We start from the raw sequence: 23,784 nt of genomic DNA, 5'->3' as shown, positions 1-23,784 counted from the left end.
GAGCTCATCAGCACCACTCCAATATTATTTACTGCTTTCTCTTGCCACAGGGAGCTCATATCCGTGCTTTTTCAATAACGAATGACGCTTAGCAATTTGTAGGTCTTCACGAACCATTTCTGTGCAAATATCTTGAACCGTAATCTCAGGCATCCATCCTAAGCTATTTTTTGCTTTACTCGAGTCACCTAATAATGACTCCACTTCAGCTGGCCTGAAGTATCGCGGATCAATTTTTATAATTACATCACCCACATTAAGTGCCGGCGCATTATCGCCTTCAATTTTTTCCACAATGCCAACTTCATCAATTCCTTCGCCTTCAAACCGCAATGTAATACCCAGCTCCTGTGCCGACCAAACAATAAACTGCCTAACTGTGTTTTGCACTCCAGTAGCAATAACATAGTCTTCAGGCTTCTCTTGTTGCAGCATCAGCCACTGCATCCGCACATAGTCTTTTGCATGGCCCCAATCACGCAAAGCATCAATATTACCCATGTACAAATGACTCTCTAAACCTTGAGCAATATTGCATAAGCCTCGTGTAATTTTACGTGTTACGAAAGTTTCACCTCTTTTCGGTGACTCATGATTAAATAACAACCCATTGCAAGCAAATAGTCCATAGGATTCACGATAGTTAATCGTAATCCAATAAGCATAAAGCTTTGCAACCGCGTAAGGAGACCGCGGATAAAAAGGGGTATTTTCTTTTTGTGGCTTTTCTTGTACCAAGCCATAAAGTTCAGATGTTGATGCTTGATAAAATTTAGTTTTGTTTTCGAACCCTAATAAACGTATAGCCTCTAATAAACGAAGCGTGCCCATAGCGTTTACGTCAGCTGTATATTCTGGTAACTCAAAAGAAACTGCCACATGTGATTGAGCACCTAAATTATAAACTTCGTCTGGCTCCACCTTTTTGACAATGCGCGTAATACTTGATGCATCTGTCAAGTCACCATAATGCAACACAAAATTTGCATTATTTACATGGGGATCCTGATAAATATGATCTATTCGCTGGGTATTAAGTGCTGAGGCGCGTCGTTTAATACCATGAACCTCATAACCTTTATCTAAGAGAAGCTCTGCAAGGTATGCCCCATCCTGACCAGTTACACCAGTTATTAATGCTTTTTTCATTATAATAATTTCTCACTATCAACTAATAATTCGTCAGTTATTGGCATTTCAGTTGGCATAATTGCCTGTGCCCTATCGATAGGATTCATGAGTGATATAATTTCACATATACGGATATCTGATCAACCTCAGACACCATGTAATGACTCAGTCAAGATTTCACAGACCACCGCTAGTCGAAATACTCTTCTGATATTTTGTTAGATTTTTAATTAAAACCTTCCTTTTCATCGTATCCCCAGAACCACTACTGCCCCTACTACTCGAATTTAACATTACTCTCTAAAAATTTAAGCACTAACCTTTTACTGAATTGCCCTATACCTCAAGCACTATACTTCATCTTTTTGATGGGACCTAATCAAGCACATTATTATTCACTAGCTTTAAATGATAATGCCTACAACTCACTACTACCCTGATGTAAGTACGCGCAATCTATCTAACCTTTGAAAATACTTATGGTTCCACGTATGCTTTAAATGATTCTATGGTAGACAGAATGTTCTTGTTAGCTAAAAGCTTTTACTTCATAGTATTAGATAATTATTAATCGCAATATTAACTAGCAGAGATTTTTTCCCACAACCTAACACCATAAGTTGTGGGCGGATACCTTAAGTATGGTCAATCTTGTCCCTTGGACTAAAAGTAATTTAAAAGTTGATGACGTCCCGGTGGCTATCGTATCTCTTGACGACGCCAGTAATCGCAGGTCTACATTAATTAAAAGAGGTTTTGATTCAGAGCTAGTCGAGTATTATTGGCCTGCTTGCGATATGAGAAATATCTCTGCATGTGATCTACGGACTCGCAAAGAGTACTTTGATTTCAAAAATACCTATAAACGCCCACCTATCCCAGCCGAACTAGGTTGCTTCTTTTCACATTCACAAATTATTAAGTGGTTTACTAAGCAAAACTCACCCTCTCAACTAATCATCTTTGAAGATGACGTTATCCCCAGCAACCCCAGAGCCTTTAAACAACTGGCAGATCTCGCTAGTTGTTTATCAGAAGCCGCCTACTCAGGCCACACTTACATCCTGCATCTAGGTGTCAGGCCCGAACAGCTGAAGTTACCCTTGTTAAGGCGAATATCTAAAAAGACTATTAATGTACCTGGCTTGCAGCTCTTTGACTTGGCAGACAAGACATCTGAAATATGGCGTTCACACGCTTATATCATTAGCAAAAGCGCTGCGATTAAATACCAAGATGTTACCCATGATACTGTCATCCTAGCTGACGATTGGCGCTTTATTATGAATACGACCAAGTGTAAGCTGCTCATTGCACAACCAGCCTTATTTACTCAGATAGACCCTTCGCTCGCACGACAATCAGAAAGCAATTTTACTTTCTATAGTGATAAATACAGTATAGAAAAATCCGCCATTTTTAACTCAATTGCCAATACAGCTGCCCTTATAACTAGACAACTCTGCCGAAGAGTTTTAGCACTCGTCTATAGCGTACTGCCTTACAAAAGACTATTTTAGCAGACAGCTTTCTATAATATTTACAGTTAAGCACTTCTGCCTTCTCGATCATCGAGCTAATTCACTTTTCTTAACTTTTATTGGCGCATAGTTATTAATATAGTTTTTTAATCTAATAAATTTATTTAAAATGAGGCCACCTCATAACAACTGTCAATACCCTTACCCTAAAAGCATTTATTTTTTGAAAAACAAAGTCGTGCATGCCTCATGTTAATCTATGAAAATGACAAGCAACAATCTTCCTATCTTAGGTGCTTGCGACCTATTAGCAACGAAATTGTCAACAACATTTCAGATAAAACCAGTGCGTATGAAGCACCAATTACACCGACGCTAGGTATTATCAACACAGATAAAATTATTGACAGTACGCCTAAGCAAAGCCTCAACTTTACGAAACGCTCATATTCATCATCAATGACACAGTATATTTCTAAAATAACATTCGGCATTCTAAAAAGAAAATACAAAGAAGAAATAGAAAGTATATAACCTGCATAGTCATAACTTTCTGGATAAAGGCATTTAAAAACAATCGATGAAAACACCTGAAAAAAACATGCCACTAACAATCCAGCGGCCACCAACCCCAATACAAACCTCTTGTAACCCCATAACTGCTCACCCCTAGACAACCTCGGCATATACAAAGACCACAATACTCCAACTACTATTTGCCCTATTGCCATGAAGCTCATTGCTGCTGCATATATTGCTAAACCATCGACCCCTACAATGTATTTAATAACTAGCTTATCTGCACCAAAGTATAAGAAATACGAAAAGAATGACAATGTAAATAGGCTCCATTCTTTCCAGTCTCGTATTAAAATCTTAAAGTCATATTTTATATTCCTGGCTTTATTTTTTATCTCTTTATAGTTAACTATTTTTAAAAACCACAGGCTATATATAAGTAGCGCCACCATTGATCCCACTAACAGTGCTTCTACTAAATGACCTGCTACAACAAAAAATACCATCTTCGTTGTAATGGGCAAAACTCTTAAAATAGCATCTATTTTTGAAAAGTTAGAGAGCTTATTAGCCGACTGATATACATAATAAATTGACTTATGTATGACAGCCATTGCAAAGGCTTCTGCTAGCAATGAGATGAATATTAATTTGTAACTAGAGTTCTCTTCTTCACTCAGATAAGAACATAAGACTATGGCTAATATAATAAAGTTTACACTTGTAAAAGAGGCTAGCGTGCTTGCACTTGAGTAATCTTTATCTTTTCCTTTTTTACTTAAAAAATAATCTCGCAAACCCAGATCTGAAAAACCAATAACCAAATAAATCAATGTCATCACATATGAGAAAACCCCATAAACAGATAAAGAGACCTCTCTTGCCACCATGATCGTAAAGACCATATTAAATGCCGGTGTAAGAATCATTGGCAGCATAACCAATGACATTTTACTGAGCTCTTTATATAACAATTTTTGCGACATCAATTTTGGCTTATTATTTTTAACTTCACTTATTTATGTCTTAGCTTAGTGGCACTTAAATAAACTCGAAGACTCACATTTTTAGCTTAATCTTTATCAATCACAGTCACTAAACATTTTTTTATCTACATACGTCTCGTCCGAGCTTTTACACCCATCGTGAAAACCTAACTAATCTTCTTTTCTGTTTAAAATATTTAAGTAACTCAAATTACGAAATCGCAATTCAGATATAACCCAAACACATTGGAAATTTTGTAAATTTCATTTTACTAGTCACGCCAGACTCGCTCGATTAATTGATTCTCTATATTCCTGTAGCACAGATCCCACTTCTCCCTGAGCACATACCTTCCCACTCTCAAGCCAGATTACCCGATCACATAAGCTCTGAATTTGCGCATCTGAGTGAGATACAAACACCACGGTTTGCTCCCCCTGAATTCGCTCTTTCATTGCTGCTTGAGCTTTCTGTTTAAATTGGGCATCCCCAACACTTAGTACTTCATCGATTAGCAATATATCCACATGCGTCATCAGAGCTGTAGTAAAACCAAGGCGCGAGCGCATTCCTGATGAATAGGTCTTAACTGGCTCTTCAAATGAGTCTCCCAGCTCGGAAAACTCTTTAATGCTTTCAAGATATGTTTTGGCTAACTTTTTACTCGCTCCCTGTAGCATAGCCGCCAGCATCGCATTATCACGGCCGGAAAGATCGTTTTTAAAGCCAAGTCCTAGAGAGAGCAGAGACGCAGTTTTACCTGGACGAATACTGACCGAGCCGCTTGTTGGAGCTAATATACCAGCCATAATTCGGAGCGTTGTGGTCTTTCCAACTCCGTTACGCCCTATAATGCCCAGAGTTTCATTTTCATACAGTTGAAGCGAAACACGGTCCAGCACATGGTGAACACCGTCGTCGAAAGTACCTTTACTAGATTGATAGTTCAGTGTTACTTGATCTAACTCAAGCATCACAGAACGCCCACTTTCGTTCTGCCCACTCATGTCAACACCTTTAGCGCTAGTAGTTGGCTATAACGTCGCATCAACCCGATCATGACAATTACTAAAAAAATCGACCCCAAAGCTATTTGTAACAGGTGATTCAAGTCTGGAGCGTTGCCATACATCAATACCTGCCGATGAGCATCCAACATATAAGCCATCGGATTTACAGTGAGTACAATGTCAATTTTCTCAGGATCCCCAATCTCCCGAACATCCCAAAATATCCCAGATGAGAACAGCAAAAAGGTCATGCCCAATGGAATAACCTTAGCAAAGTCGCGCAGCATACAAACCAAAAACGCACCAATTAAAGAACAGGCCACAATCATAAGGTAAAACACTAATACCACTGGCACCATCCACAGCCATTTAGATGTTGGGGTATAGCCAAAAAACCACAGGATGACCGCAAGAAGAGCATAAATAGTGATTTGTTTGTAACAACTCTCTTGTACTGCGGACATTGGAAACAGTGATTTCGGCACGTTAATTCGTGCAACTAAACCGTGACTTGCCACAATGCTATTAGATGCTTGATTGACGGTCTTTGAGAACCAAATAAAAGCCAGTTTACCGGTGGCTAGAAACACTAGAAAGTCCGGACCACTTCTAGGTGAGTCCAATATCACATTAAACACCACGTAGAACATGGCCACCCACAGCATAGGTTCAATAAACCACCATAAGTAGCCCAAGGTGAACTTGGACGCATCGGCTTTAAGTAACATGCGTGCTTGGATATCAACCAAGCGAAAGTATTGCGCTAGTGGCATCAAAGTAGGGACCAGTATTGGAGTTCACTATGAAAAGTGTGCAAATTCTAACAGAAAGCTATTTCGTCGTGGGAGGATATACAATTTTAGAGTAATACCCGAGTACAATAGCGCCATGACAAAACCCAAACTCCACACCCCACGCAAACGCTTCGGCCAGAACTTTCTGCAAGACGAAGCCATCATCGGCCGCATCGCAGATGCCATCCACCCTCAGGAGGATCAGCACTTGGTGGAGATTGGCCCTGGTCAGGGGGCGCTGACTGAGGCTTTAATCACCAGTCAGTGCCGCATGGATGTGGTGGAGCTTGATCGCGATCTGACCGCTGGCCTGCTAGCGGCTTTTAGCATCTATCCTAAGTTCAAACTGCATAGCGCCGATGCCCTTAAATTCGACTTTGCCAGCCTGAGTTCGGGGGATATCCCACTGCGCATTGTCGGCAACCTGCCCTATAACATCTCCACCCCACTGATTTTTAGGTTGCTGGAGTTCGCGCCACTGATTCAGGACATGCACTTTATGCTGCAGTACGAGGTGGTACAGCGTTTGGCCGCCAGCCCGGGTAGCAAGCTCTGGGGACGCCTGGGTATCATGGCGCAGTATCTCTGTGAGGTGGAACACCTGTTTGATGTACCTCCCAGCGCATTCTTTCCGCCACCTAAGGTGCAGTCTGCGATTGTGCGCCTAGTGCCTCGGCAAGAATCCCCCTGGCCGCACTGTGACCCCGCTCAACTCAAGCGTGTGGTTCAGGCCGCCTTTGCCCAGCGCCGTAAAACTTTGCGCAATAATTTGAAGGGTATTTTGGATAGTGATGGCATTGAATCATTGGGGCTTGACCCGGGCTGCCGTTCAGAGACACTAGAACTGATAGACTTCATCCACATTAGCAATGCCATCGACGGATAAACAACTGTGAAGCCATTAAACTCAGAGCTGGTGCGGGTTCAGGTATTCACCACCTATCTACCTAGCCACTCACGACCTGAGGATAATCAGTATACTTTTGCCTATACCATCACTATTCACAACGATAGTGAACTAACAGTGCAGCTGCTTTCTCGACACTGGTTGATTACTGATGCCAATGACAAGGTGCAGGAAGTGCGCGGCGACGGTGTAGTGGGTGAGCAACCGCTAATCGAGCCCGGCACACATTTTCGCTACACCAGTGGTGCCACCTTATCGACCCCTGTTGGCCATATGAAAGGCTCTTACACCATGATTGTGGCGGATGAAGCTCAGACCGAGCCAAGTACGCAACCTGCCTTTGACGTGGCTATCCCCGCCTTCACCCTGCACACCCCCACCGCACTGCACTAAAGCTCAAAAGGAGGCAAGGTGGCTACTTACGCTGTCGGCGATATTCAGGGATGCTTGCAGCCCCTCAAGTGCCTACTCAAACAGGTGCAGTTCAACCCAGACAAAGACAAGCTCTGGTCCGTGGGGGACATCGTTAACCGAGGGCCTAAGTGCTTAAAAACGCTGCGTTTTCTCTATGATATGCGCGACAACCTGGAACTGGTTTTAGGTAATCACGACCTGCACTTATTAGCTGTTTCGGCGGGTACACGAGCGCCCCACCACAGCGACACACTGGATAAAATTCTAGCGGCGCCTGACCGAGACATCATGCTCAACTGGCTGCTCCACCGACCACTGGTGCACCACGAAAATGGCTTTACTATGGTGCACGCTGGTATCCCTCCCCAGTGGAGTGTGGAAGATGCCTTGGCTCGATCACGGGAGGTGGAGTCTGTACTGCAAAGCCCTGCCTGTACTGACTTTTTCCGCAAAATGTACGGCAATGAGCCAGCCATGTGGTCCGATGAGCTCAGTGGCATGCCGCGGCTGCGACTGATCACCAACTACTTCACGCGCATGCGCTTTTGCAGCAAAAATGGCGAACTAGACCTTAGCAGCAAAGGCGCCTCCCCCAACAGCGGCAAGAAGGTCGATGCCTGGTTCAGCCATGCGAAACGCAAAACAGCCAACGACCGCATCCTGTTTGGCCACTGGGCAGCACTGGAAGGCAAAACCGATGGCCCCAATGCTATCGGCCTGGATACTGGCTGCGTGTGGGACGGCGCTCTCTCACTTTACTGCCTAGAAACCGGTGTATGGACACGCTGCCAGTGTAAAAACGGAAGAGCTGCGAACTAAGATTTAGTATTAGTTACTCGCGGTAGCCCTGAGGGTTTGCAGACTGCCAGCGCCAGGCATCTCTGCACATGTCATCTAAGTCACGGTGTGCCTGCCACTGCAGCGCCTCGGCAGCTAAACTGGCATCGGCGTAGCACTGGGCGACATCACCCGGCCGTCGCTCCACGATTTTATAGGCCACCGGCTGAGCACTGGCGCGCTCAAAAGCTGCCACCATTTCCAGCACACTGACGCCCTGGCCGGTACCCAAGTTCACATTGATTAAACCCTGATTTTTTTCTAAGTAGCGCAGCGCTGCCACGTGCCCTTCCGCGAGATCCATCACGTGAATGTAATCCCGCACGCCGGTGCCATCTGCGGTGGGGTAATCGCCACCAAAGACGCTTAAGGTCTCGCGTCGCCCCACCGCCACTTGCGCGATATAAGGCACTAAATTGTTGGGAATACCCTGCGGATCTTCACCAATCAAACCAGAGGGGTGGGCGCCCACCGGATTAAAGTAACGCAAGCTGGCAATACGCATAGCTGGCTTAGCAATGTGCAAATCAGCCAGTATGTGCTCGATGGTCAGTTTGCTTTGGCCATAGGGGTTAGTGGCCGAGCGGGGAAAGTCTTCGCGAATAGGATTACTAGCAGGATCGCCGTAGACTGTCGCCGATGATGAAAAGACTAAGCTCTCTACTCCAGCATCTGCCATCGCCTCAAGCAGAGTGATAGTACCGCTGACATTATTACGATAATACTTTAAAGGCTGCTCAACCGACTCACCCACCGCCTTCAGGCCAGCAAAGTGGATCACTGCTGCTATTGCGTGCTCAGCAAACAGCGCATCGAGGGTCTGGCGCTCACAAATGTCGCCTTCTAGGTAATTGATGCGCTGCCCTGTGATCGACTCTAGGCGATTAAAAACCTCTTTATTGCTATTGCTGAAGTTATCCAGCACCAATGGCTGGTAACCCGCTTCGATCAGGGCCACACAGGTATGAGAGCCAATAAAACCGGCACCGCCGGTCACTAAAATAGTCTTAGACATAGGAGTTTTACTGGGCCGTATTGAAGGGTGGCTAGTTTGCCTAGGGAGCGCCTAGGGTGCAAATTATGTCCAAAATCATGGCATGAACGACACCTGCTTGAGCTGAGCGCCAAAGGGCTCTACAGTGCCAAGCGGTATTTATCGAGGCTTTAAGTCATGCAAATCTATCTGGTCGGTGGCGCGGTACGCGACACACTGCTTAACTACCCCTTTGTCGAGCGCGACTGGGTAGTCGTGGGCGCTCGACCGCAGGAACTGCTGGAGCAGGGCTACCAGCAGGTGGGCAAAGATTTTCCGGTCTTCCTCCACCCCCGAACTAAAGAGGAGTACGCCCTCGCTCGCACCGAGCGCAAACAAGGCCATGGTTATACGGGTTTTGAACTGCACTACGACCCAGATGTGACCCTCGAGGAAGATCTGCAGCGCCGCGACCTCACGATTAATGCCATGGCCCAGACGCTCGATGGTGAGTTAATCGACCCCTACGGTGGGGCGCGCGATATTGAAGCGAAACTATTGCGCCATGTCTCAGATGCCTTTGTAGAAGATCCCTTACGCGTCTTGCGAGTGGCCCGCTTTGCCGCGCGTTACGCTCACTTAGGCTTTAGCGTAGCCGAAGAAACGCTAGCGCTAATGAAACGTATTGTGGCAGAGAGCGAGCTGGCTCACTTAGCGCCAGAGCGTATTTGGGTAGAAATGAATAAAGCGCTGGGAGAACAGAGCCCGGAAGTATTCATCGAGGTGCTGCGTGATTGTGACGCTTTAGCTGCACTACTACCTGAGGTGGAAGCCTTATTTGGGGTACCTCAGAATGCCAAGCATCACCCAGAGGTCGACACCGGCATTCACACCTTGATGGTATTACAACAAGCTGCGCTCTTATCGAAGCAGAGCGAAGTTCGCTTTGCCGCCCTATTACACGACCTGGGCAAAGGCATCACCCCTAAAGCAGAATGGCCTCGCCACATTGCTCACGAGAGCCGTGGCTTAGCCTTAGTAAAAGCCGTCTGTAAGCGCCTCAAAGTACCTAATCGCCACCGGGACCTTGCCCTCAAGGTCTGTGAATTTCATTTACTCTGTCATCGCGCTCGGGAGCTGCGTGGTAAAACCCTACTAAAATTGTTTCGCGCCACTGGTGCCCTGCGTCAGCCACAAGAATTTGAGTGGTTTTTACTCGCCTGCGAAGCAGATGCTAGGGGCAGGCTGGGACTGGAACACGAGCCCTACCCGCAAGCAGATTATTTGCGCCACGCACTCACCGTGGCGCAATCGGTGAGCGCCGAATCATTCAAGGACCAAGGCATCAGTGGCAAAGCCCTAGGCGAAGCCATCACCGCCGAACAAACCCGCCTGCTGGACGCTCTACGCAATGTCTAAATTAGCCCTAGTCACCGGCGGCGCACAGCGTATCGGCGCCGCTATCTGCCGCCACCTGCATCAGCGGGGTTTTGATATCGCCCTGCATTACCGTCACTCCGCACAAGCCGCCGAAGGCTTAGCTGCAGAGCTCAATGCCCAGCGTCCTGAGTCTTGCCAGCTCTGGCAGGCAGACCTCGCCAATATGCAATCCATCACTGAGCTGGGGCAGAAATTTTTAGCGCGACACCCAGAGCTCGAGCTACTGGTGAATAATGCCTCCGGCTTTGAAGCCAGCCCAATTGAGGACTGCAGCGAAGCTCTATTTGATGCCATGCTCAGCTCTAATCTTAAGGGGCCCTATTTTCTAATTCAGGCACTACTGCCAGCCTTGCGCGCCGGCTCTGGCAGTATTGTGAACTTGATTGATATTCACAGTGAACGCCCACTACAGCACTACAATGCTTACTGCGCAGCTAAAGCGGGTCTCTCCTCACTGACCCGCAGCCTCGCTCTAGAGCTAGGCCCCAAAATACGGGTTAATGGCATTTCACCTGGCGCGATTTTGTGGCCTGAAGACGCTGACAGCTACGATGCCAGTATGCGAGAAAAGATCCTTAGCAGTACGCCACTCTTGCGCAGAGGCGAGCCTGAGGATATTGCTCGCACTGTGGCATTTTTTGCCGAAGAGGCACCCTTTATCACCGGTCAAATTCTAGCTGTGGATGGTGGCTTGGGGCTGGCACAGCCGGGTTCGCAGTAATAGCGCAAACAGGCTTGAGTAGGTGTCCTAGACTGGACTCACTCTGCTTTTGAGATCTGCTGGCCATGCCAGCTAAAGTCTACCCGCGTGACAGCTTGGGATGATTGATCATAGGCCTGCCAGTGAGCGGCATAGGTATTACCCGTCTGGGGATGGCGGGCCTCTGGTGCCAACTCTGCCAGTGGCCGCAACACAAAGGCGTTATGCAAAATTTCTGGGCGCGGCAAAACAACTGAATTGACCTGGGCCACTAGGTCGCCATAGGTCAGGATATCAATATCCAATTGGCGAGCACTAAAGCGCGCCGCGTTGGGCGGACGCCCGTGCGCCACTTCAATACGGCGCAAACCTCGAGCCAACTCTGCCACTTCTAAGGCTGCTTCGAAGCCCACTACCATATTGAGAAAGGGCTGCCCGTCAAAGCCGATTGCGGCACTGTTATAAACCGACGACAAAGCTAGCTCACCATATTCTGCAGTGAGCGCGTCTAAACCCGCCGCCAAGTAATGCTCCCGCTCGATATTGCTGCCAAGACCAAGGTAAACCCTTGCCATTAGGGGCGCTCCCCCCGCTCGATCAATACTCCGACATCGCGGGCTTGCTGCACTGCACCCGGCTTACACAGACGCAGTTGCAACCAAGGCACGGAAAACTCTGTCATCACTATCTCGGCTACTTGCTCGGCCATGGTTTCAATCAACTGAAACGCACTGCCCTCTATAAAGGCTAATATCCGGGCCGACAGCGCGGCATAATCCAGCGCGTACTGGAGGTCGTCGGCAGCTGCAGCAGGCCGGTTATCCCATGCCAGCTCCAAATCTAGCACCACGGTCTGACGCACGCTGCGTTCCCAGTCGTATACACCGATAATTGTGTCGGCACGCAGCTCGCGAATAAAGACAATATCGCTCATGCACCGGCCCCTTGCTGCTCATTTAAGGGTGGCAACTCTGTCATCGGCCAGCGCGCTCTTACCGCGGTGTTCTCGCCATCTACCTGACCGGCCAATAAACGTTGCGCTCCGGCGTAGGCGATCATTGCGCCATTATCAGTGCAGAACTCCGGCGCGGGATAAAACACTCGCGCACCTTCTTTCGCCAAGGCCTTGCCAAGGCTAGCCCGCAAGTTACGGTTGGCGCTGACCCCGCCTGCCATGACTAAGGTGCTTAACTGCTCCTGCTGCAGCGCACGGCGACACTTAATCACTAAAGTGCCGACCACTGCCTCCTCAAAGGCACGAGCAATGTCACATTTATCCTGCTCAGTCAGGCCACTAGCTTCACGGCAGTCATTGACCGTATTTAGGGTGTAGGTCTTAAGACCACTAAAACTAAAGTCTAGGCCTGGGCGATTGACCATGGGCCGCGGGAAATTAAAGCGATCTGGATTGCCCTGCTCGGCCAGGCGGGCAATATGCGGGCCACCAGGATAGGGCAAATCGAGCATTTTGGCCGCTTTATCAAAGGCCTCACCGGCGGCATCGTCTAAAGACTCCCCCAGTAGGCGGTATTGACCGATACCATCAACCCGAACCAGCTGAGTGTGACCACCAGATACCAACAAGGCCACAAAGGGAAACTCAGGGCGCTCGGGCTCTAGCATTGGAGCCAAAAGGTGTCCTTCCATATGATGCACGCCCAAGGAGGGCACGCCCCAGCCCCAAGCCAAGGCTCGCGCTAGGGTTGCCCCTACCATTAATGCCCCGATCAGACCGGGGCCGGCGGTATAGGCCACGCCGTCAATGTCCTCTGGACTGCACTCGGCTGCAGCAAGCACCTCCTCTATTAAAGGAAGCGCTTTGCGCACATGGTCACGTGAGGCCAGTTCTGGCACCACTCCGCCATATTCCACGTGAATATCCACCTGACTGAACAGGCTGTGCGCTAGCAGGCCCCGGGTGGTGTCATACAACGCCACACCAGTTTCATCGCAGGAGGTTTCCAATCCCAGAATCAGCATAGGTGTTTCCGTTTGGTTTGAGGGGGCGCATGATACTGCCTGCCCCCGCCCCAGGCTAGTTCACTTAGCACTTTACACTCTTACTAGGCTTTGCAAAATGGTGGCAGAGGGTGTAGAATCCGCGCCCTTTCAGGCAACATCTGTTCAATTTGACAGATAAGCCCCCAACAAACGAATACAGGTACCGATTTAATGCCTCAGATTAAGGTCAAAGAAAACGAACCTTTTGACGTCGCTCTGCGTCGTTTCAAGCGCTCTTGTGAAAAAGCTGGCATCCTGGCCGAAGTACGCAAGCGCGAGCACTACGAAAAGCCCACCACTGTGCGCAAGCGCGCTGCTGCTGCAGCTGTCAAGCGCCACCTGAAGAAGCTGTCACGGGAAAACCGTAAGCGCGTACGTCTCTACTAGTCAGTAGCAGACTACACACGCAACTGCTTTAGTTATCTGCACACCTAGTAATGAGTGACGCGCCCCTTACCGAGACCATCAAGGCTGCCATGAAGGCAGCCATGAAGGCTCGCGACAAAGAGCGATTAAGCACTATTCGGCTGATTCAGGCCGAGTTCAAACGTATCGAAGTCGATGAGCGCATTGCTGTTGATGATGCGCGAGCTCTGGCTGTGCTAGATAAGATGACCAAGCAGCGCCGCGATTCTGCCACCCAGTATCGCGATGCCGGCCGAATTGAGTTAGCCGAGCAAGAAGAACAAGAAATCGCCGTTTTGCAGGAATTCTTGCCGCAACAGCTGAGCGAGACGGAGATTACTGCCCTGGTAGATGCCACCATTGCCGACTGCGGCGAATCCGGCATGCAGGCCATGGGCACGGTGATGGGGCAACTCAAGCCAAAACTACAAGGCCGAGCCGATATCGGCGCGGTAAGTAAAATCGTCAAAGCACGCCTCTTAGCTTAAGCCCTACCGCTAGTTAGTGCTAAGCTCCCTCGGCGTGGTTCAATAGCTCGCCAACCTCTACAACAAAGACTCCCAACTGCAAATGGCTGGACGGATACCTCAATCTTTTATCGATGACCTGCTAGAACGGCTGGACATTGTTGAGGTTATTGATCGCCGCGTGAAACTCAAACGCAGCGGCAAGAACTACAGTGCACGCTGCCCCTTTCACGAAGAAAAAACCCCTTCTTTTAGCGTCAACCCCGACAAGCAATTCTATTATTGCTTTGGCTGCGGCGCTGGCGGCAATGCCCTAGGTTTCGTAATGGATTACGAAAACCTTGATTTCCCCCAGGCCGTAGAGTCTTTGGCACAAACTCAAGGACTTGAGGTGCCACGCGAGCAAAGCCGTGGTGGCCCAGCCGCAGTGGAGCAAAACCACAAAGCGCTCTACGACTTAATGGAGCAGGTAGCACGCTATTACCAGACGCAGCTGCGCCAGCATCCCAGCGCAGCGCGCGCAGTGGACTACCTCAAGCAACGCGGCCTCACCGGTCAGATTGCCAAGCAATTTGACTTGGGCTTTGCCGCACCAGGTTGGGACAACTTGCTACAGCAGTTTGGAAGCAACGAGACCCAGCGCAAGCTGCTGCTAGACGCCGGCATGCTAGTGCAAAACGAGTCCGGCAAAATATACGACCGCTTTCGCGACCGCATTGTCTTCCCTATCCGAGATCAGCGCGGGCGCGTCATTGCATTTGGCGGCCGCGTATTAGGTGACGATAAACCTAAGTACCTGAACTCGCCAGAGACAGCTATTTTCCACAAGGGTCGCGAACTCTACGGTTTGTATCAAGCGCGCAAGGCCAACCGCAAACTAGAGCGAATACTCGTAGTGGAAGGCTATATGGATGTCATTGCCCTGGCACAGCACGACATCAGCTACGCCACAGCAACCCTTGGCACCGCTACCAGCAAGACTCACTTAGAGCGCATCTTCCGGCTGTGTCCTGAAGTGGTGTTTTGTTTTGACGGCGACCAAGCTGGTCGCAAAGCAGCCTTTCGCGCCCTTGAGGCCGCTCTACCAGCACTAGAAGACGGGCGACAAGCGCGCTTTCTATTTTTGCCTGAAGGCGAAGATCCCGATGACGCGGTGCGCGCAGGTGGTCGCGATGGCTTTGAGCTGATGCTACAGCAGGCCAAGGCCCTGGAAAACTTTCTGTTCGAAACGCTGTCAGAGGGATTGGATAGCAATAGCCTCGACGGTCGGGCACGACTCAGCAAGCTAGCTCTGCCCTACATTCGGCAGATGCCGGAAGGCGTGTATCAGCAGCTCATGTTTCAAGAATTGGCCAGGCGCACGGGGCTTGAACTCAGCAGCTTGATGCAACTAGAAGCACCTGCTGCGCCCAAGACCATCGAAACCCCTGTGGCCCCAACAGCGGAGCAGTCTGGCAGCAGCCAAGTTGCACCGCGCCAGCGCGAAGTACCACTACGCGTACCACGCGGGCACAGTAATTTGGCCCAGGCCGCCCTGGCTCTACTGCTACACAAACCCGAGGCGGCGCGCTTAGTGGATAGCACTTCACTAGAGGGCTTGGCAGGCGATGATATCTCGCTGCTAGCTGAACTATTGGCTCTGTTGAAGCGCAGGCCTGAGTCCTCTACCGCCATGCTGCTGGGCCATTGGTACGGCACCCCTGAGGGCGAGCTGCTGAATCGGCTGGCAGGCCAAGAGCGCTTAATCCCCTCAGCAGGTATCGAGCAGCAACTCCTTGACACCATGCAGGCACTGGCCGTGTTACCACAGAAAACTGCACTGGAAGCTCAAGTCGACAAATTAAAAAGCACCAACTACGCTGACATGAGCGCCAGTGATAAGCAGTTACTCATTGAGCTGCTACAGAAACAACAAAAAATGAATGCCAAGCGCGGTAAACGCGGTGATTAGGCAAATGTTCGATTCATAACTGGCGTTCAAGCAAGCTCGCGCAGTGGCTTTTAACAGCACAAAAAGTGAGAGCTTGAAAATTCACAAATCGCCCCCACATCTTTACTGTTCCGAAAAGACAGGAAAAGGGGCTTAAATCACTCTAAATGTGAGTGATATTCCCGGTCTTGTTGGTAGTTAGGCCATGGTCGTTCGGCTACAATAGCCGGCTGAATTTTTTGCATGTTATAGGTATTTAATAGATGACTGACGTCGCGCAGCAACAGTCCCGCCTAAAAGATCTCATCGCCCGAGGTAAGGAGCAAGGCTACCTCACCTACGCCGAGGTGAATGATCACCTACCAGAGGATATCTCTGATCCGGATCAGGTTGAAGACATCATTCAGATGATCAACGACATGGGCATACAGGTATTCGAGGTTGCCCCGGATGCCGATGAGCTGCTGATGGCTGAAGGCGACAGCTCCGCCGATGACATAGCTGCAGCAGAAGCCGCCGCCGCACTGGCTGCTGTGGAGACTGAAGCTGGTCGCACCACCGACCCTGTCCGCATGTATATGCGCGAAATGGGTACCGTTGAACTGCTTACTCGTGAAGGTGAGATTGTCATCGCCAAGCGGATCGAAGAAGGTATCCGCGAACTCATGGCCGCACTGGCCCACTACCCCGGTTCTGTCGAAAAAGTCCTTGAAGAATACGCCCTTGTAAGCACGGAAGAGCGTCGCCTCAGCGACCTCATGGTGGGCTACCTGGACCCCGCTGAGCACGTGCCGACTGCGGCCGAAGTTGCTGAAGCAAGAGCCAATGCCAGCGAAGATGACGAAGAGCCCGATACCGGTCCCGACCCTGTCGAAGCCGAAAAGCGCTTCGCCGCTCTAAAGCGTCAGTTCAACAAAACTGAAAAAGCTATTGCCGCCAATGGTCGCAACCACCCCGACACGATTAAAGAAATGGACAAGCTGGGCGAACTGTTCAAGTTCTTCAAGCTTACGCCACGCGTATTCGATCCACTGATTGATACTGCACGTAACATTCTGGCCGGTGTTCGCGACCAAGAGCGTGAAATCATGCGTATTGCGGTGCGCCAGTGTGGCATGCCACGCAAAGATTTTATTAACTCTTTCCAGGGCTCTGAGTCCGACCCTAAGTGGCTCAGCCGTCAAACTAAAGGCAAGAAAGACTACGCCGCTAAGTTGAACGCTCACAAGGATGAAATCCTGCGCTTACAGCGCCGTATCAGCCAGCTAGAAGAGCAGACCGGCCTCTCTGTTGCAGAAATTAAAGAGATTAACCGTCGCATGTCGATGGGCGAAGCCCGTGCTCGTCGCGCCAAAAAAGAAATGGTCGAAGCCAACCTTCGTCTAGTGATTTCTATTGCCAAAAAATACACCAACCGCGGTCTGCAATTCCTCGACCTGATCCAGGAAGGCAACATCGGCTTGATGAAAGCGGTCGACAAGTTTGAATATCGCCGTGGTTATAAATTCTCTACCTACGCCACTTGGTGGATTCGTCAGGCCATCACCCGCTCCATCGCGGACCAGGCCCGCACCATCCGTATTCCGGTGCACATGATCGAGACCATCAATAAGCTGAACCGCATTTCGCGCCAGATGCTACAGGAGATGGGTCGCGAGCCGACGCCAGAAGAACTGGGCGAGCGCATGGATATGCCAGAAGACAAAGTGCGCAAGGTACTGAAGATCGCCAAAGAGCCGATCTCCATGGAGACCCCAATCGGCGACGACGAAGATTCCCATTTGGGTGACTTTATCGAAGACCACACCATCCACTCACCGGTGGATGCAGCGACCGGCCAAGGCCTTCAGGAAGCTACTAAAGACGTCCTCGCCGGCCTTACCGCCCGCGAAGCTAAAGTACTTCGCATGCGCTTCGGCATCGATATGAATACCGACCACACCTTGGAAGAAGTGGGCAAGCAATTCGACGTAACCCGCGAGCGTATTCGTCAGATTGAGGCCAAGGCACTGCGAAAGCTGCGCCACCCAACCCGCTCAGACTATCTGCGCAGCTTCCTCGACGATTAATAGGTTTAGCAGCCGCCCCAGTAAGACACTGCGGCGGCTTTTTTATTGTAGACATATCCGAACTTAAGCAATCGCAGCGAATGATCTGGAGACCTTATGGACCTGCTGGAAATTACTGAAAAGCACCAGATGCAACGGGAAAAAGCCGCCGATTTACTCAGAGAAATCGCCGACTCACTGACTAAGCACAACGGCCTAGACCTGATGCAAAATGGCAAGAAACTGCACATCCGCGTCCCCGACCAGGTGAGCGTGGAGTTCGAAGTCGAAATAGAGAGCGACGAGTCCAGCATCGAGATCGAAATCAACTGGTAAGATTTTGCACGACCTTTAATCTGGGTCGTGCCATGTGCCTTTTTCTCCGATATAATTCCCCGCCTCGTCACAAGCCGTGACAGCTAAGGGCCCATAGCTCAGTTGGTTAGAGCATCCGACTCATAATCGGCAGGTCGACAGTTCGAGTCTGTCTGGGCCCACCATTTTCCCCTTTGTTAGCGATCCGGTACAGTTTCGGTACAGTGGCAATGCACGAGCCCTGTTCAGGAGTGACCGATGGCTACAATCGTTAAGACCCCTTCCGGCACCTGGAAGGCCGTTATCCGCAAGACGGGATGGCCAACCACCGCCAAGACTTTCCGCACCAAACGCGATGCCGAGGATTGGTCGCGCCGCACCGAAGATGAGATGGTTCGAGGCGTGTATATCCAGCGCAGCACTTCCGAGCGCATGACTCTGGAAGCCACATTGAAGCGCTACCTTGCCGAAGTCTCACCGACAAAGCGCCCCACGTCTGCCGCCAGTGAGGCACGCCACGCCAAGCCACTCTTCCAGCATCTCGGCAAGTACTCCCTCGCCGCCCTCAGCCCCGAGATCATCGCCAAGTATCGCGATGACCGTTTGGCCGGGCTGGATCGCAAAGACGCCAAAGGTCGGCCCGACCCTCGGCCACGCTCCCCCAATACGGTTCGCCTTGACCTTGCCTTGCTGGGGCACCTCTTCAATATCGCCATCAAGGAATGGGGTGTTGGTCTAACCCACAATCCTGTTCAGAGCATTCGCCGTCCGACTCCTGGCCCTGGACGAGACCGGCGACTTAACCAAGAGGAACAGAAGGGCCTTCTCGATGCCGTAGATGCCCACTCCAACCCCATGCTGGGATGGATAGTGCGTATCGCCCTGGAAACCGGTATGCGCTCATCAGAAATCACCACCCTACGCAGAGACCAGGTTGATCTTGATCGCCGTGTGGTGAGGCTCAGAGAGACCAAGAACACAATGTCGCGGACAGTGCCTTTGACGAATGAGGCAACACGGCTGTTCCGGCAAGCGTTGAGTAACCCTGTTCGCCCTATCGACACCGACCTGATCTTTTTCGGAGAGCCCGGAAAAGATGGCAAGCGCCGCGCCTATCAGTTCAATCCTGTTTGGACTCGCATCAAGAAGAGCACAGGCATACTGGATTTTCGTTTTCACGACTTACGACACGAAGCCGTCAGTAGATTGGTTGAGGCTGGGCTATCCGACCAAGAGGTGTCAGCCATAAGCGGCCATAAATCCATGCAAATGCTCAAGCGTTACACCCATCTTCGAGCGGAAGACTTGGTGGAAAAGCTCGATAAGCTGGAAAAATCACGCACCTAATGATGATTTATTTCTATCAATAAGAAAAAAACGATAGCCACCACAACCTATTGTTATTAAAGCCTATTTTTTGCAGAAATATTTTATGGAAACCAAGACACTATATATTGGTACTCGCTGAGCATAGTTCTTGGCATGTGCGAAGAGTGTATTTTGGTCTTTTAAATCAAAGACTTAAATTTGACCACCGTCCTCTTCCGTCCAAAAATACGTTCAACTACTTGAAACACGGTGGATGTATTAATGACGACGGAAGAATACTTACTCAAACAGTATGGCCCGCTAATGAGTATGACGGACATAGCGGCCTTACTGGATCGCTCACCAGAAGGCATTCGTGTCGCCCTGTACTCAGATACGGATGTTTCCAGAAAACTAAAACCAACCATGCTGCGGATAGGCCGCCGCGTTTATTTCCGCACTCTCCAAGTCAAGGAGGCTTTGGCTTTGGATGGCGGAGCTATCGCATGAGCCAGACCATCAAGATTAAACGCCGCGCCTACTCAATGGTGTACGACGATATTCTGCTAGATGAACGGTTAAGCTGGCGAACGCGAGTCGTCCTGTCCTGGATGCTCGGCAGAAGCCCTGATTTTGAGATTCGGATTTGGTACATCCGCAAGCTCTTCAGCTTGAGCAATCAACAGTGGAATTCAGCACGGAAGGAAATGAAGGAAGCCGGTTATTTCCATCAAGAACGCACCCAGACAGACGCAGGAAAAATCGCATGGGCACACTTCGTTACCGATACCCCTGAGCCACCATCGCCCGGCAACCATACACCCGAAAACCATACAATGGTTTAACCATCAATGGTTCCACCACTGCATGGCAAACGGGTGCATATACCAGTAAGAGTAAGACCAGTAGGAGTAATACCAATAAATAATAAAACCAGCACGACCCAAACAGCACACACCGCCCCGGCCCTGCGGCCCTGGGGAAAAGGCGTCTTCGACGCGATTGGCTGAAAAAGATTACAAGGCGCTCCACTGTGCAGCATACGATTCGTTACCGTGACCTTGATGGCTACTGCGACAGCCTGGAGAGAACGGGCAACGTACAGGTCACCCTGAAAGCCAATCGCATCAGAGGCTACGCGCTGTGGGTAGAGAATGCCGAGGATGTACGACAAGTTGTTGATGATCAGGGTGATCCCGTCTGGTTCCGAACGGTAGATCAGGCACTGGACGAGCTTGTTAATGTTCCGTATTTGAGCGAAATATTTATAATCGAACGCAGCAACTGGTAACGCTGAAATTGTCTTGCCAGTGCTTTTTTGAATGGGTATCGCCCATCTGCTTGACCGGCTCCGCGCTGCGCCCGGTATGACTTGCTGGAACAGACAGCATGACCACACGGAAAGACGCGTTGTTTAATCGCCTTCAAGGTACGGTTCCGGATGGGAACCAAGACAGCTCACAACTGAATGGTCTTGGCTTTACGCCAGCCCGATGCCCTCCTAATTCAACGAGGAGTGGCAATCATGTCTACTATCAAAATTCTGGCCGTGGCCGGTGTATCCGCTTGGATGCTCTTCGGCAACCATGAGGCCAATGCGCAAATCCCCGTCACTGACGGAGCATCCATTGCTCAACAAGTCGCCAACCAGATTGAGACGGTTGCAAAGTGGAAAATGCAATACGACCAGATGGTTGAGCAGATCGATGGCATGGAACGCGAATACAAGGCGCTTACAGGGAGTCGCGGCCTTGGCACCGTTCTGAATGACCCGCGTTATCGAGAATACCTGCCAACTGAATGGCAAGGCGTTTATGACTCTGTTCGCAACGGCGGGTATTCTGGCCTGTCTGGTCGGGCGTCCAGCATCTACAACGAGAATCAGGTTTTTGACGGCTGCGCCCATATTCAGATCAATGCCCAGCGGTTGGCTTGCGAAGCTCGGGCGGTGGAAGGTGCCCAGGACAAAGCCTTTGCCCTGGACGCCTACGATGCCGCCCGCGACCGTCAGAACCAGATTGACCAGCTGATGGCCCGCATCAACAGCACACAAGACCCGAAGGACATTGCCGAACTGCAAGGTCGTATCGCGGCTGAACAGGCCATGATTGCCAATGAGCAAACCAAGCTGCAAATGTACTCAATGGTTGCCGCAGCCGAAGACCGGCTTCAGGAGCAGCGCGAACAGGAGATGGCCATGGAGGAAGCAGCCAAGCGTGGCAGCCTCAACATCGAACCGATGAACTTTTCACTTCGTCGCTAAGGGAGGCTGTCATGGGTGCTTTATTTATTCTGATGCTTGTTCTTGTAACGATGGTAAGCGTTGCAATCTATCGGTTCTGGGTCTGCATTAACCATCTCGGTCAGTCGAAAGAGTTGATACGCCTTGCACCACACATGGCGGCCCTTGATGGGGTAGCTATCTTCGCCGCTTTTACCACTCTCTACTTTGCCGCCCTGGGCTGGGGTTTCAATCTGCCACTGTTCTTCCACGATGAACCTTTGGCCGATTGGCAAAATATTTTCATGGCGTTGGCCTGCTGCTTTACCTGTATGGGTCTGTCTTTGAAGAACGCTGGTCGCCGCTTCGAACATGGCCCGTCCTGGGGAGGAATGCGTGAAAGTGCCGTTCGCACCTTGGTTGCGTTCCGCATTTTGGATGCAATCGAGATATCCCACGCCATGAAAGCCAACGGATTTGTCATGGATTCCGATGCTTTGGAGGTGCGTAAATGAAGAGAATCATTCTCCCCTTGGTCATAGCTTCTGCATTAGCAGGCTGCAAACAAGAACAGGCCGAAGCCATCCAGTCCGTTGATTGGTACAAGGAAAACACCAATGAACGGATTGAGCGATTGGCAAAATGCCGGGCCAACCCCGGCGAACTGGCCGACACGCCAAACTGTATCAACGCAGAGCAAGAGGAAAGCCTCGCTGATACATCCAAGAGGGGCGGTCTCGACGTACAGCCCATGACCGATATCAAGCTGGGGAGGTAGCGGCCATGACAGCAAAAACCACTGTATTCCAGGGAATCGGTGCCACGCTGGATAATGCCACGGCTACATTCGTGACGGATGTTGTGTCAGACACCATTGCAACGATTTATCCCTGGCCATTGGCGGCCTTACCCTCTTTCTTGTTCTCTACGGCTACATGCTGATGATGGGAAGAATACAAGATGCAGGCTCAAGCGGGTTTATCATGACCGGAAAGGTCATCATCATCAGCCTTCTGGCGCTTAATGCGGACATTTATCTGAATTGGGTGGTGAGTGGCCTACAGGGCGTTGAGGAAGGGCTTACATCGGCGTTTGGTGGCGGCAGCGGCGGTAGCGTTTATGAAACATTGGACAGCAGCCTGAGCAAAGGACTGGAACTCATTCTCCAGGCTCGCGAAAAGGCTAGTGAAGCCAGTTGGTGGCAGATGGGGACAATCTTCGGGTGGTGGTTAATTGCAGCACTGATCGCCGTAGGGTTTGGCTTGGTCGTGGTCTTCGGTGGCATTGCCATACTACTGTCAACTGTCTATCTGAAAATCCTTTTCGCAATAGGTCCCTTGTTCATCTTGATGCTTATGTGGCCGGTCACGGCACGGTTCTTTGACCAATGGTTCGGCTTCGTAATTAACCACACAATCATTGTAGCGCTGACAGCCGTGGTGTTGACCTTGGGCGTAAGCATCTACGACCATCAAATAACAAAGGTGGTGATGGATAGCGACCAGAACATGCTGGCCGTCGCTCTGGAGCTTCTGATTGTGGCCGCCATCCTGTACGCCTTGGTTAAAGGCGTCATGCCGATGGCAGCGGCGCTTGCCGGTGGCCTCACAATGGGCGTCATGACAGCCCGCAGTCTGAGCGGTGGCGTAAAACAAACCGCTGATATTGCTAAAGGTGCCGGAAAAGGCTCCCTGGCAGCAGGGAAAGGCATGTACGGCGCAGGGCAATGGGCCGCCAACAAACTCCGGCGGGGTAACAAGGTCGAGAATGGCGGCTCAGGTGGTAGCGGCTGGCAACCTGCGTACCGTGATGCCGTGCTGGCCAATTTGAAAAGAGCACAAGGCAGACGATAAGTCTCAAACTAACAACATGGCCCCGCTTCTGCGGGGCTTTCTC

General features: G+C 50.2%; 28 protein-coding genes and 1 tRNA gene. 20 read left to right on the top strand and 9 right to left on the bottom strand.

All coding sequences use genetic code 11. The annotated features are described in order from the left end of the window. Nucleotides 1-24: 24 nt before the first annotated feature. Entirely contained in the window at nucleotides 25-1,149 is a 1,125-nt protein-coding gene (gene gmd, locus H2508_RS13160; RefSeq protein WP_182174577.1) for a GDP-mannose 4,6-dehydratase, read from the bottom strand. A 623-nt stretch (nucleotides 1,150-1,772) separates the two neighbouring features. Between gmd and H2508_RS13155 the strand changes: the two genes are divergently transcribed. After that, complete coding sequence (locus tag H2508_RS13155; RefSeq protein ID WP_182174574.1) at nucleotides 1,773-2,651, top strand: glycosyltransferase family 25 protein; 879 nt, start codon at nucleotides 1,773-1,775, stop codon at nucleotides 2,649-2,651. A 245-nt stretch (nucleotides 2,652-2,896) separates the two neighbouring features. Here H2508_RS13155 and H2508_RS13150 read toward each other — a convergent pair whose 3' ends face one another. The 3 genes from H2508_RS13150 to H2508_RS13140 form a co-directional block, all read right to left on the bottom strand. Next, the gene (locus tag H2508_RS13150; protein WP_182174571.1) at nucleotides 2,897-4,081 is read right to left on the bottom strand and encodes an oligosaccharide flippase family protein; all 1,185 of its coding nucleotides are present in this window, start codon (nucleotides 4,079-4,081) and stop codon (nucleotides 2,897-2,899) included. 312 nt (nucleotides 4,082-4,393) lie between these two features. Continuing rightward, nucleotides 4,394-5,125 carry an ABC transporter ATP-binding protein gene (locus tag H2508_RS13145; RefSeq protein WP_235965343.1) on the bottom strand — a complete coding sequence of 244 codons (732 nt, stop codon included), beginning with the start codon at nucleotides 5,123-5,125 and terminating at the stop codon, nucleotides 4,394-4,396. Continuing rightward, nucleotides 5,122-5,901, bottom strand: a complete 780-nt coding sequence (locus tag H2508_RS13140) for an ABC transporter permease (RefSeq protein WP_182174568.1) — start codon at nucleotides 5,899-5,901, stop codon at nucleotides 5,122-5,124. The genes H2508_RS13145 and H2508_RS13140 overlap by 4 nt, the downstream gene beginning before the upstream one ends. Nucleotides 5,902-6,016: 115 nt before the next feature. Between H2508_RS13140 and rsmA the strand changes: the two genes are divergently transcribed. The 3 genes from rsmA to H2508_RS13125 are packed head-to-tail and all read left to right on the top strand — an operon-like array spanning nucleotide 6,017 to nucleotide 8,062. Beyond that, a complete protein-coding gene (gene rsmA / locus H2508_RS13135) occupies nucleotides 6,017-6,808 on the top strand; it encodes a 16S rRNA (adenine(1518)-N(6)/adenine(1519)-N(6))-dimethyltransferase RsmA (protein ID WP_182174565.1) in 792 nt (263 codons plus the stop codon). A 6-nt stretch (nucleotides 6,809-6,814) separates the two neighbouring features. Then, nucleotides 6,815-7,222: a Co2+/Mg2+ efflux protein ApaG gene (apaG, locus tag H2508_RS13130; protein WP_182174562.1), complete on the top strand. Its 408-nt coding sequence runs from the start codon at nucleotides 6,815-6,817 to the stop codon at nucleotides 7,220-7,222. A gap of 18 nt (nucleotides 7,223-7,240) precedes the next feature. Further along, the gene (locus H2508_RS13125; protein ID WP_182174559.1) at nucleotides 7,241-8,062 is read left to right on the top strand and encodes a symmetrical bis(5'-nucleosyl)-tetraphosphatase; all 822 of its coding nucleotides are present in this window, start codon (nucleotides 7,241-7,243) and stop codon (nucleotides 8,060-8,062) included. A 13-nt stretch (nucleotides 8,063-8,075) separates the two neighbouring features. Here the strand turns inward: H2508_RS13125 and galE are convergent, their stop codons facing one another. Next, nucleotides 8,076-9,095: a UDP-glucose 4-epimerase GalE gene (gene galE, locus H2508_RS13120; RefSeq protein ID WP_182174556.1), complete on the bottom strand. Its 1,020-nt coding sequence runs from the start codon at nucleotides 9,093-9,095 to the stop codon at nucleotides 8,076-8,078. Nucleotides 9,096-9,251: 156 nt separating this feature from the next. On the opposite strand from galE, the gene H2508_RS13115 reads away from it, so the two are divergent. Next, nucleotides 9,252-10,472, top strand: coding sequence for a multifunctional CCA addition/repair protein (locus H2508_RS13115; protein WP_182174553.1), 1,221 nt, complete (start codon nucleotides 9,252-9,254; stop codon nucleotides 10,470-10,472). After that, entirely contained in the window at nucleotides 10,465-11,214 is a 750-nt protein-coding gene (locus H2508_RS13110; protein ID WP_182174550.1) for a pteridine reductase, read from the top strand. Before H2508_RS13115 ends, H2508_RS13110 begins: the two co-directional genes overlap by 8 nt. Before the next feature lie 38 nt (nucleotides 11,215-11,252). Here H2508_RS13110 and folK read toward each other — a convergent pair whose 3' ends face one another. From folK to tsaD, 3 genes are read right to left on the bottom strand one after another with little or no spacing between them, the layout of a single operon-like run. After that, nucleotides 11,253-11,768: a 2-amino-4-hydroxy-6-hydroxymethyldihydropteridine diphosphokinase gene (folK, locus tag H2508_RS13105; protein WP_182174547.1), complete on the bottom strand. Its 516-nt coding sequence runs from the start codon at nucleotides 11,766-11,768 to the stop codon at nucleotides 11,253-11,255. Further along, on the bottom strand, nucleotides 11,768-12,127 hold the full coding sequence (gene folB / locus H2508_RS13100; RefSeq protein ID WP_182174543.1) for a dihydroneopterin aldolase: 360 nt from the start codon (nucleotides 12,125-12,127) through the stop codon (nucleotides 11,768-11,770). The genes folK and folB overlap by 1 nt, the downstream gene beginning before the upstream one ends. Next, nucleotides 12,124-13,173: a tRNA (adenosine(37)-N6)-threonylcarbamoyltransferase complex transferase subunit TsaD gene (gene tsaD, locus H2508_RS13095; RefSeq protein ID WP_182174540.1), complete on the bottom strand. Its 1,050-nt coding sequence runs from the start codon at nucleotides 13,171-13,173 to the stop codon at nucleotides 12,124-12,126. Before tsaD ends, folB begins: the two co-directional genes overlap by 4 nt. Nucleotides 13,174-13,365: 192 nt before the next feature. On the opposite strand from tsaD, the gene rpsU reads away from it, so the two are divergent. The 6 genes from rpsU (at nucleotide 13,366) to H2508_RS13065 (ending at nucleotide 18,544) form a co-directional block, all read left to right on the top strand. Continuing rightward, nucleotides 13,366-13,581 (top strand): 30S ribosomal protein S21, encoded by a 216-nt coding sequence (rpsU, locus tag H2508_RS13090; protein WP_182174537.1) that lies wholly within the window; start codon nucleotides 13,366-13,368, stop codon nucleotides 13,579-13,581. Nucleotides 13,582-13,631: 50 nt separating this feature from the next. Continuing rightward, nucleotides 13,632-14,087, top strand: coding sequence for a GatB/YqeY domain-containing protein (locus tag H2508_RS13085; protein WP_182174534.1), 456 nt, complete (start codon nucleotides 13,632-13,634; stop codon nucleotides 14,085-14,087). A gap of 82 nt (nucleotides 14,088-14,169) precedes the next feature. Continuing rightward, entirely contained in the window at nucleotides 14,170-16,017 is a 1,848-nt protein-coding gene (gene dnaG, locus H2508_RS13080; RefSeq protein WP_182174531.1) for a DNA primase, read from the top strand. 242 nt (nucleotides 16,018-16,259) lie between these two features. After that, on the top strand, nucleotides 16,260-18,065 hold the full coding sequence (rpoD, locus tag H2508_RS13075; protein WP_182174528.1) for an RNA polymerase sigma factor RpoD: 1,806 nt from the start codon (nucleotides 16,260-16,262) through the stop codon (nucleotides 18,063-18,065). Nucleotides 18,066-18,161: 96 nt separating this feature from the next. After that, nucleotides 18,162-18,380 carry an amphi-Trp domain-containing protein gene (locus H2508_RS13070; RefSeq protein WP_182174525.1) on the top strand — a complete coding sequence of 73 codons (219 nt, stop codon included), beginning with the start codon at nucleotides 18,162-18,164 and terminating at the stop codon, nucleotides 18,378-18,380. An 87-nt stretch (nucleotides 18,381-18,467) separates the two neighbouring features. Further along, nucleotides 18,468-18,544, top strand: a tRNA-Ile gene (locus H2508_RS13065). A gap of 60 nt (nucleotides 18,545-18,604) precedes the next feature. Here H2508_RS13065 and H2508_RS14900 read toward each other — a convergent pair. Next, nucleotides 18,605-18,808, bottom strand: coding sequence for a hypothetical protein (locus H2508_RS14900; protein ID WP_220463775.1), 204 nt, complete (start codon nucleotides 18,806-18,808; stop codon nucleotides 18,605-18,607). On the opposite strand from H2508_RS14900, the gene H2508_RS13060 reads away from it, so the two are divergent. The 8 genes from H2508_RS13060 (at nucleotide 18,792) to H2508_RS13025 (ending at nucleotide 23,741) form a co-directional block, all read left to right on the top strand. Next, the gene (locus tag H2508_RS13060) at nucleotides 18,792-19,706 is read left to right on the top strand and encodes a tyrosine-type recombinase/integrase (RefSeq protein WP_220463774.1); all 915 of its coding nucleotides are present in this window, start codon (nucleotides 18,792-18,794) and stop codon (nucleotides 19,704-19,706) included. The two genes, H2508_RS14900 and H2508_RS13060, sit on opposite strands and share 17 nt — an antisense overlap. 243 nt (nucleotides 19,707-19,949) lie before the next feature. Further along, on the top strand, nucleotides 19,950-20,177 hold the full coding sequence (locus H2508_RS13055; protein WP_151183560.1) for a plasmid-related protein: 228 nt from the start codon (nucleotides 19,950-19,952) through the stop codon (nucleotides 20,175-20,177). Then, nucleotides 20,174-20,512: a hypothetical protein gene (locus tag H2508_RS13050; protein ID WP_182174519.1), complete on the top strand. Its 339-nt coding sequence runs from the start codon at nucleotides 20,174-20,176 to the stop codon at nucleotides 20,510-20,512. The genes H2508_RS13055 and H2508_RS13050 overlap by 4 nt, the downstream gene beginning before the upstream one ends. Before the next feature lie 188 nt (nucleotides 20,513-20,700). Then, nucleotides 20,701-20,958 (top strand): hypothetical protein, encoded by a 258-nt coding sequence (locus H2508_RS13045; RefSeq protein ID WP_220463773.1) that lies wholly within the window; start codon nucleotides 20,701-20,703, stop codon nucleotides 20,956-20,958. A gap of 234 nt (nucleotides 20,959-21,192) precedes the next feature. Further along, nucleotides 21,193-21,930 carry a P-type DNA transfer protein VirB5 gene (gene virB5, locus H2508_RS13040; protein ID WP_182174516.1) on the top strand — a complete coding sequence of 246 codons (738 nt, stop codon included), beginning with the start codon at nucleotides 21,193-21,195 and terminating at the stop codon, nucleotides 21,928-21,930. A gap of 11 nt (nucleotides 21,931-21,941) precedes the next feature. Then, a complete protein-coding gene (locus H2508_RS13035) occupies nucleotides 21,942-22,403 on the top strand; it encodes a hypothetical protein (RefSeq protein ID WP_182174513.1) in 462 nt (153 codons plus the stop codon). Then, nucleotides 22,400-22,666, top strand: a complete 267-nt coding sequence (locus H2508_RS13030; protein WP_182174510.1) for an EexN family lipoprotein — start codon at nucleotides 22,400-22,402, stop codon at nucleotides 22,664-22,666. The genes H2508_RS13035 and H2508_RS13030 overlap by 4 nt, the downstream gene beginning before the upstream one ends. A 67-nt stretch (nucleotides 22,667-22,733) precedes the next feature. Next, a complete protein-coding gene (locus H2508_RS13025; protein WP_328799378.1) occupies nucleotides 22,734-23,741 on the top strand; it encodes a type IV secretion system protein in 1,008 nt (335 codons plus the stop codon). Nucleotides 23,742-23,784: the final 43 nt, after the last annotated feature.

Origin of the sequence: Sediminihaliea albiluteola (genome assembly GCF_014077625.1) — a bacterium.
Lineage (GTDB): Bacteria > Pseudomonadota > Gammaproteobacteria > Pseudomonadales > Halieaceae > Sediminihaliea > Sediminihaliea albiluteola.
The sequence above is the reverse complement of the archived record's forward strand: the minus strand, read 5'-3'. Positions and strand labels throughout refer to the sequence as shown.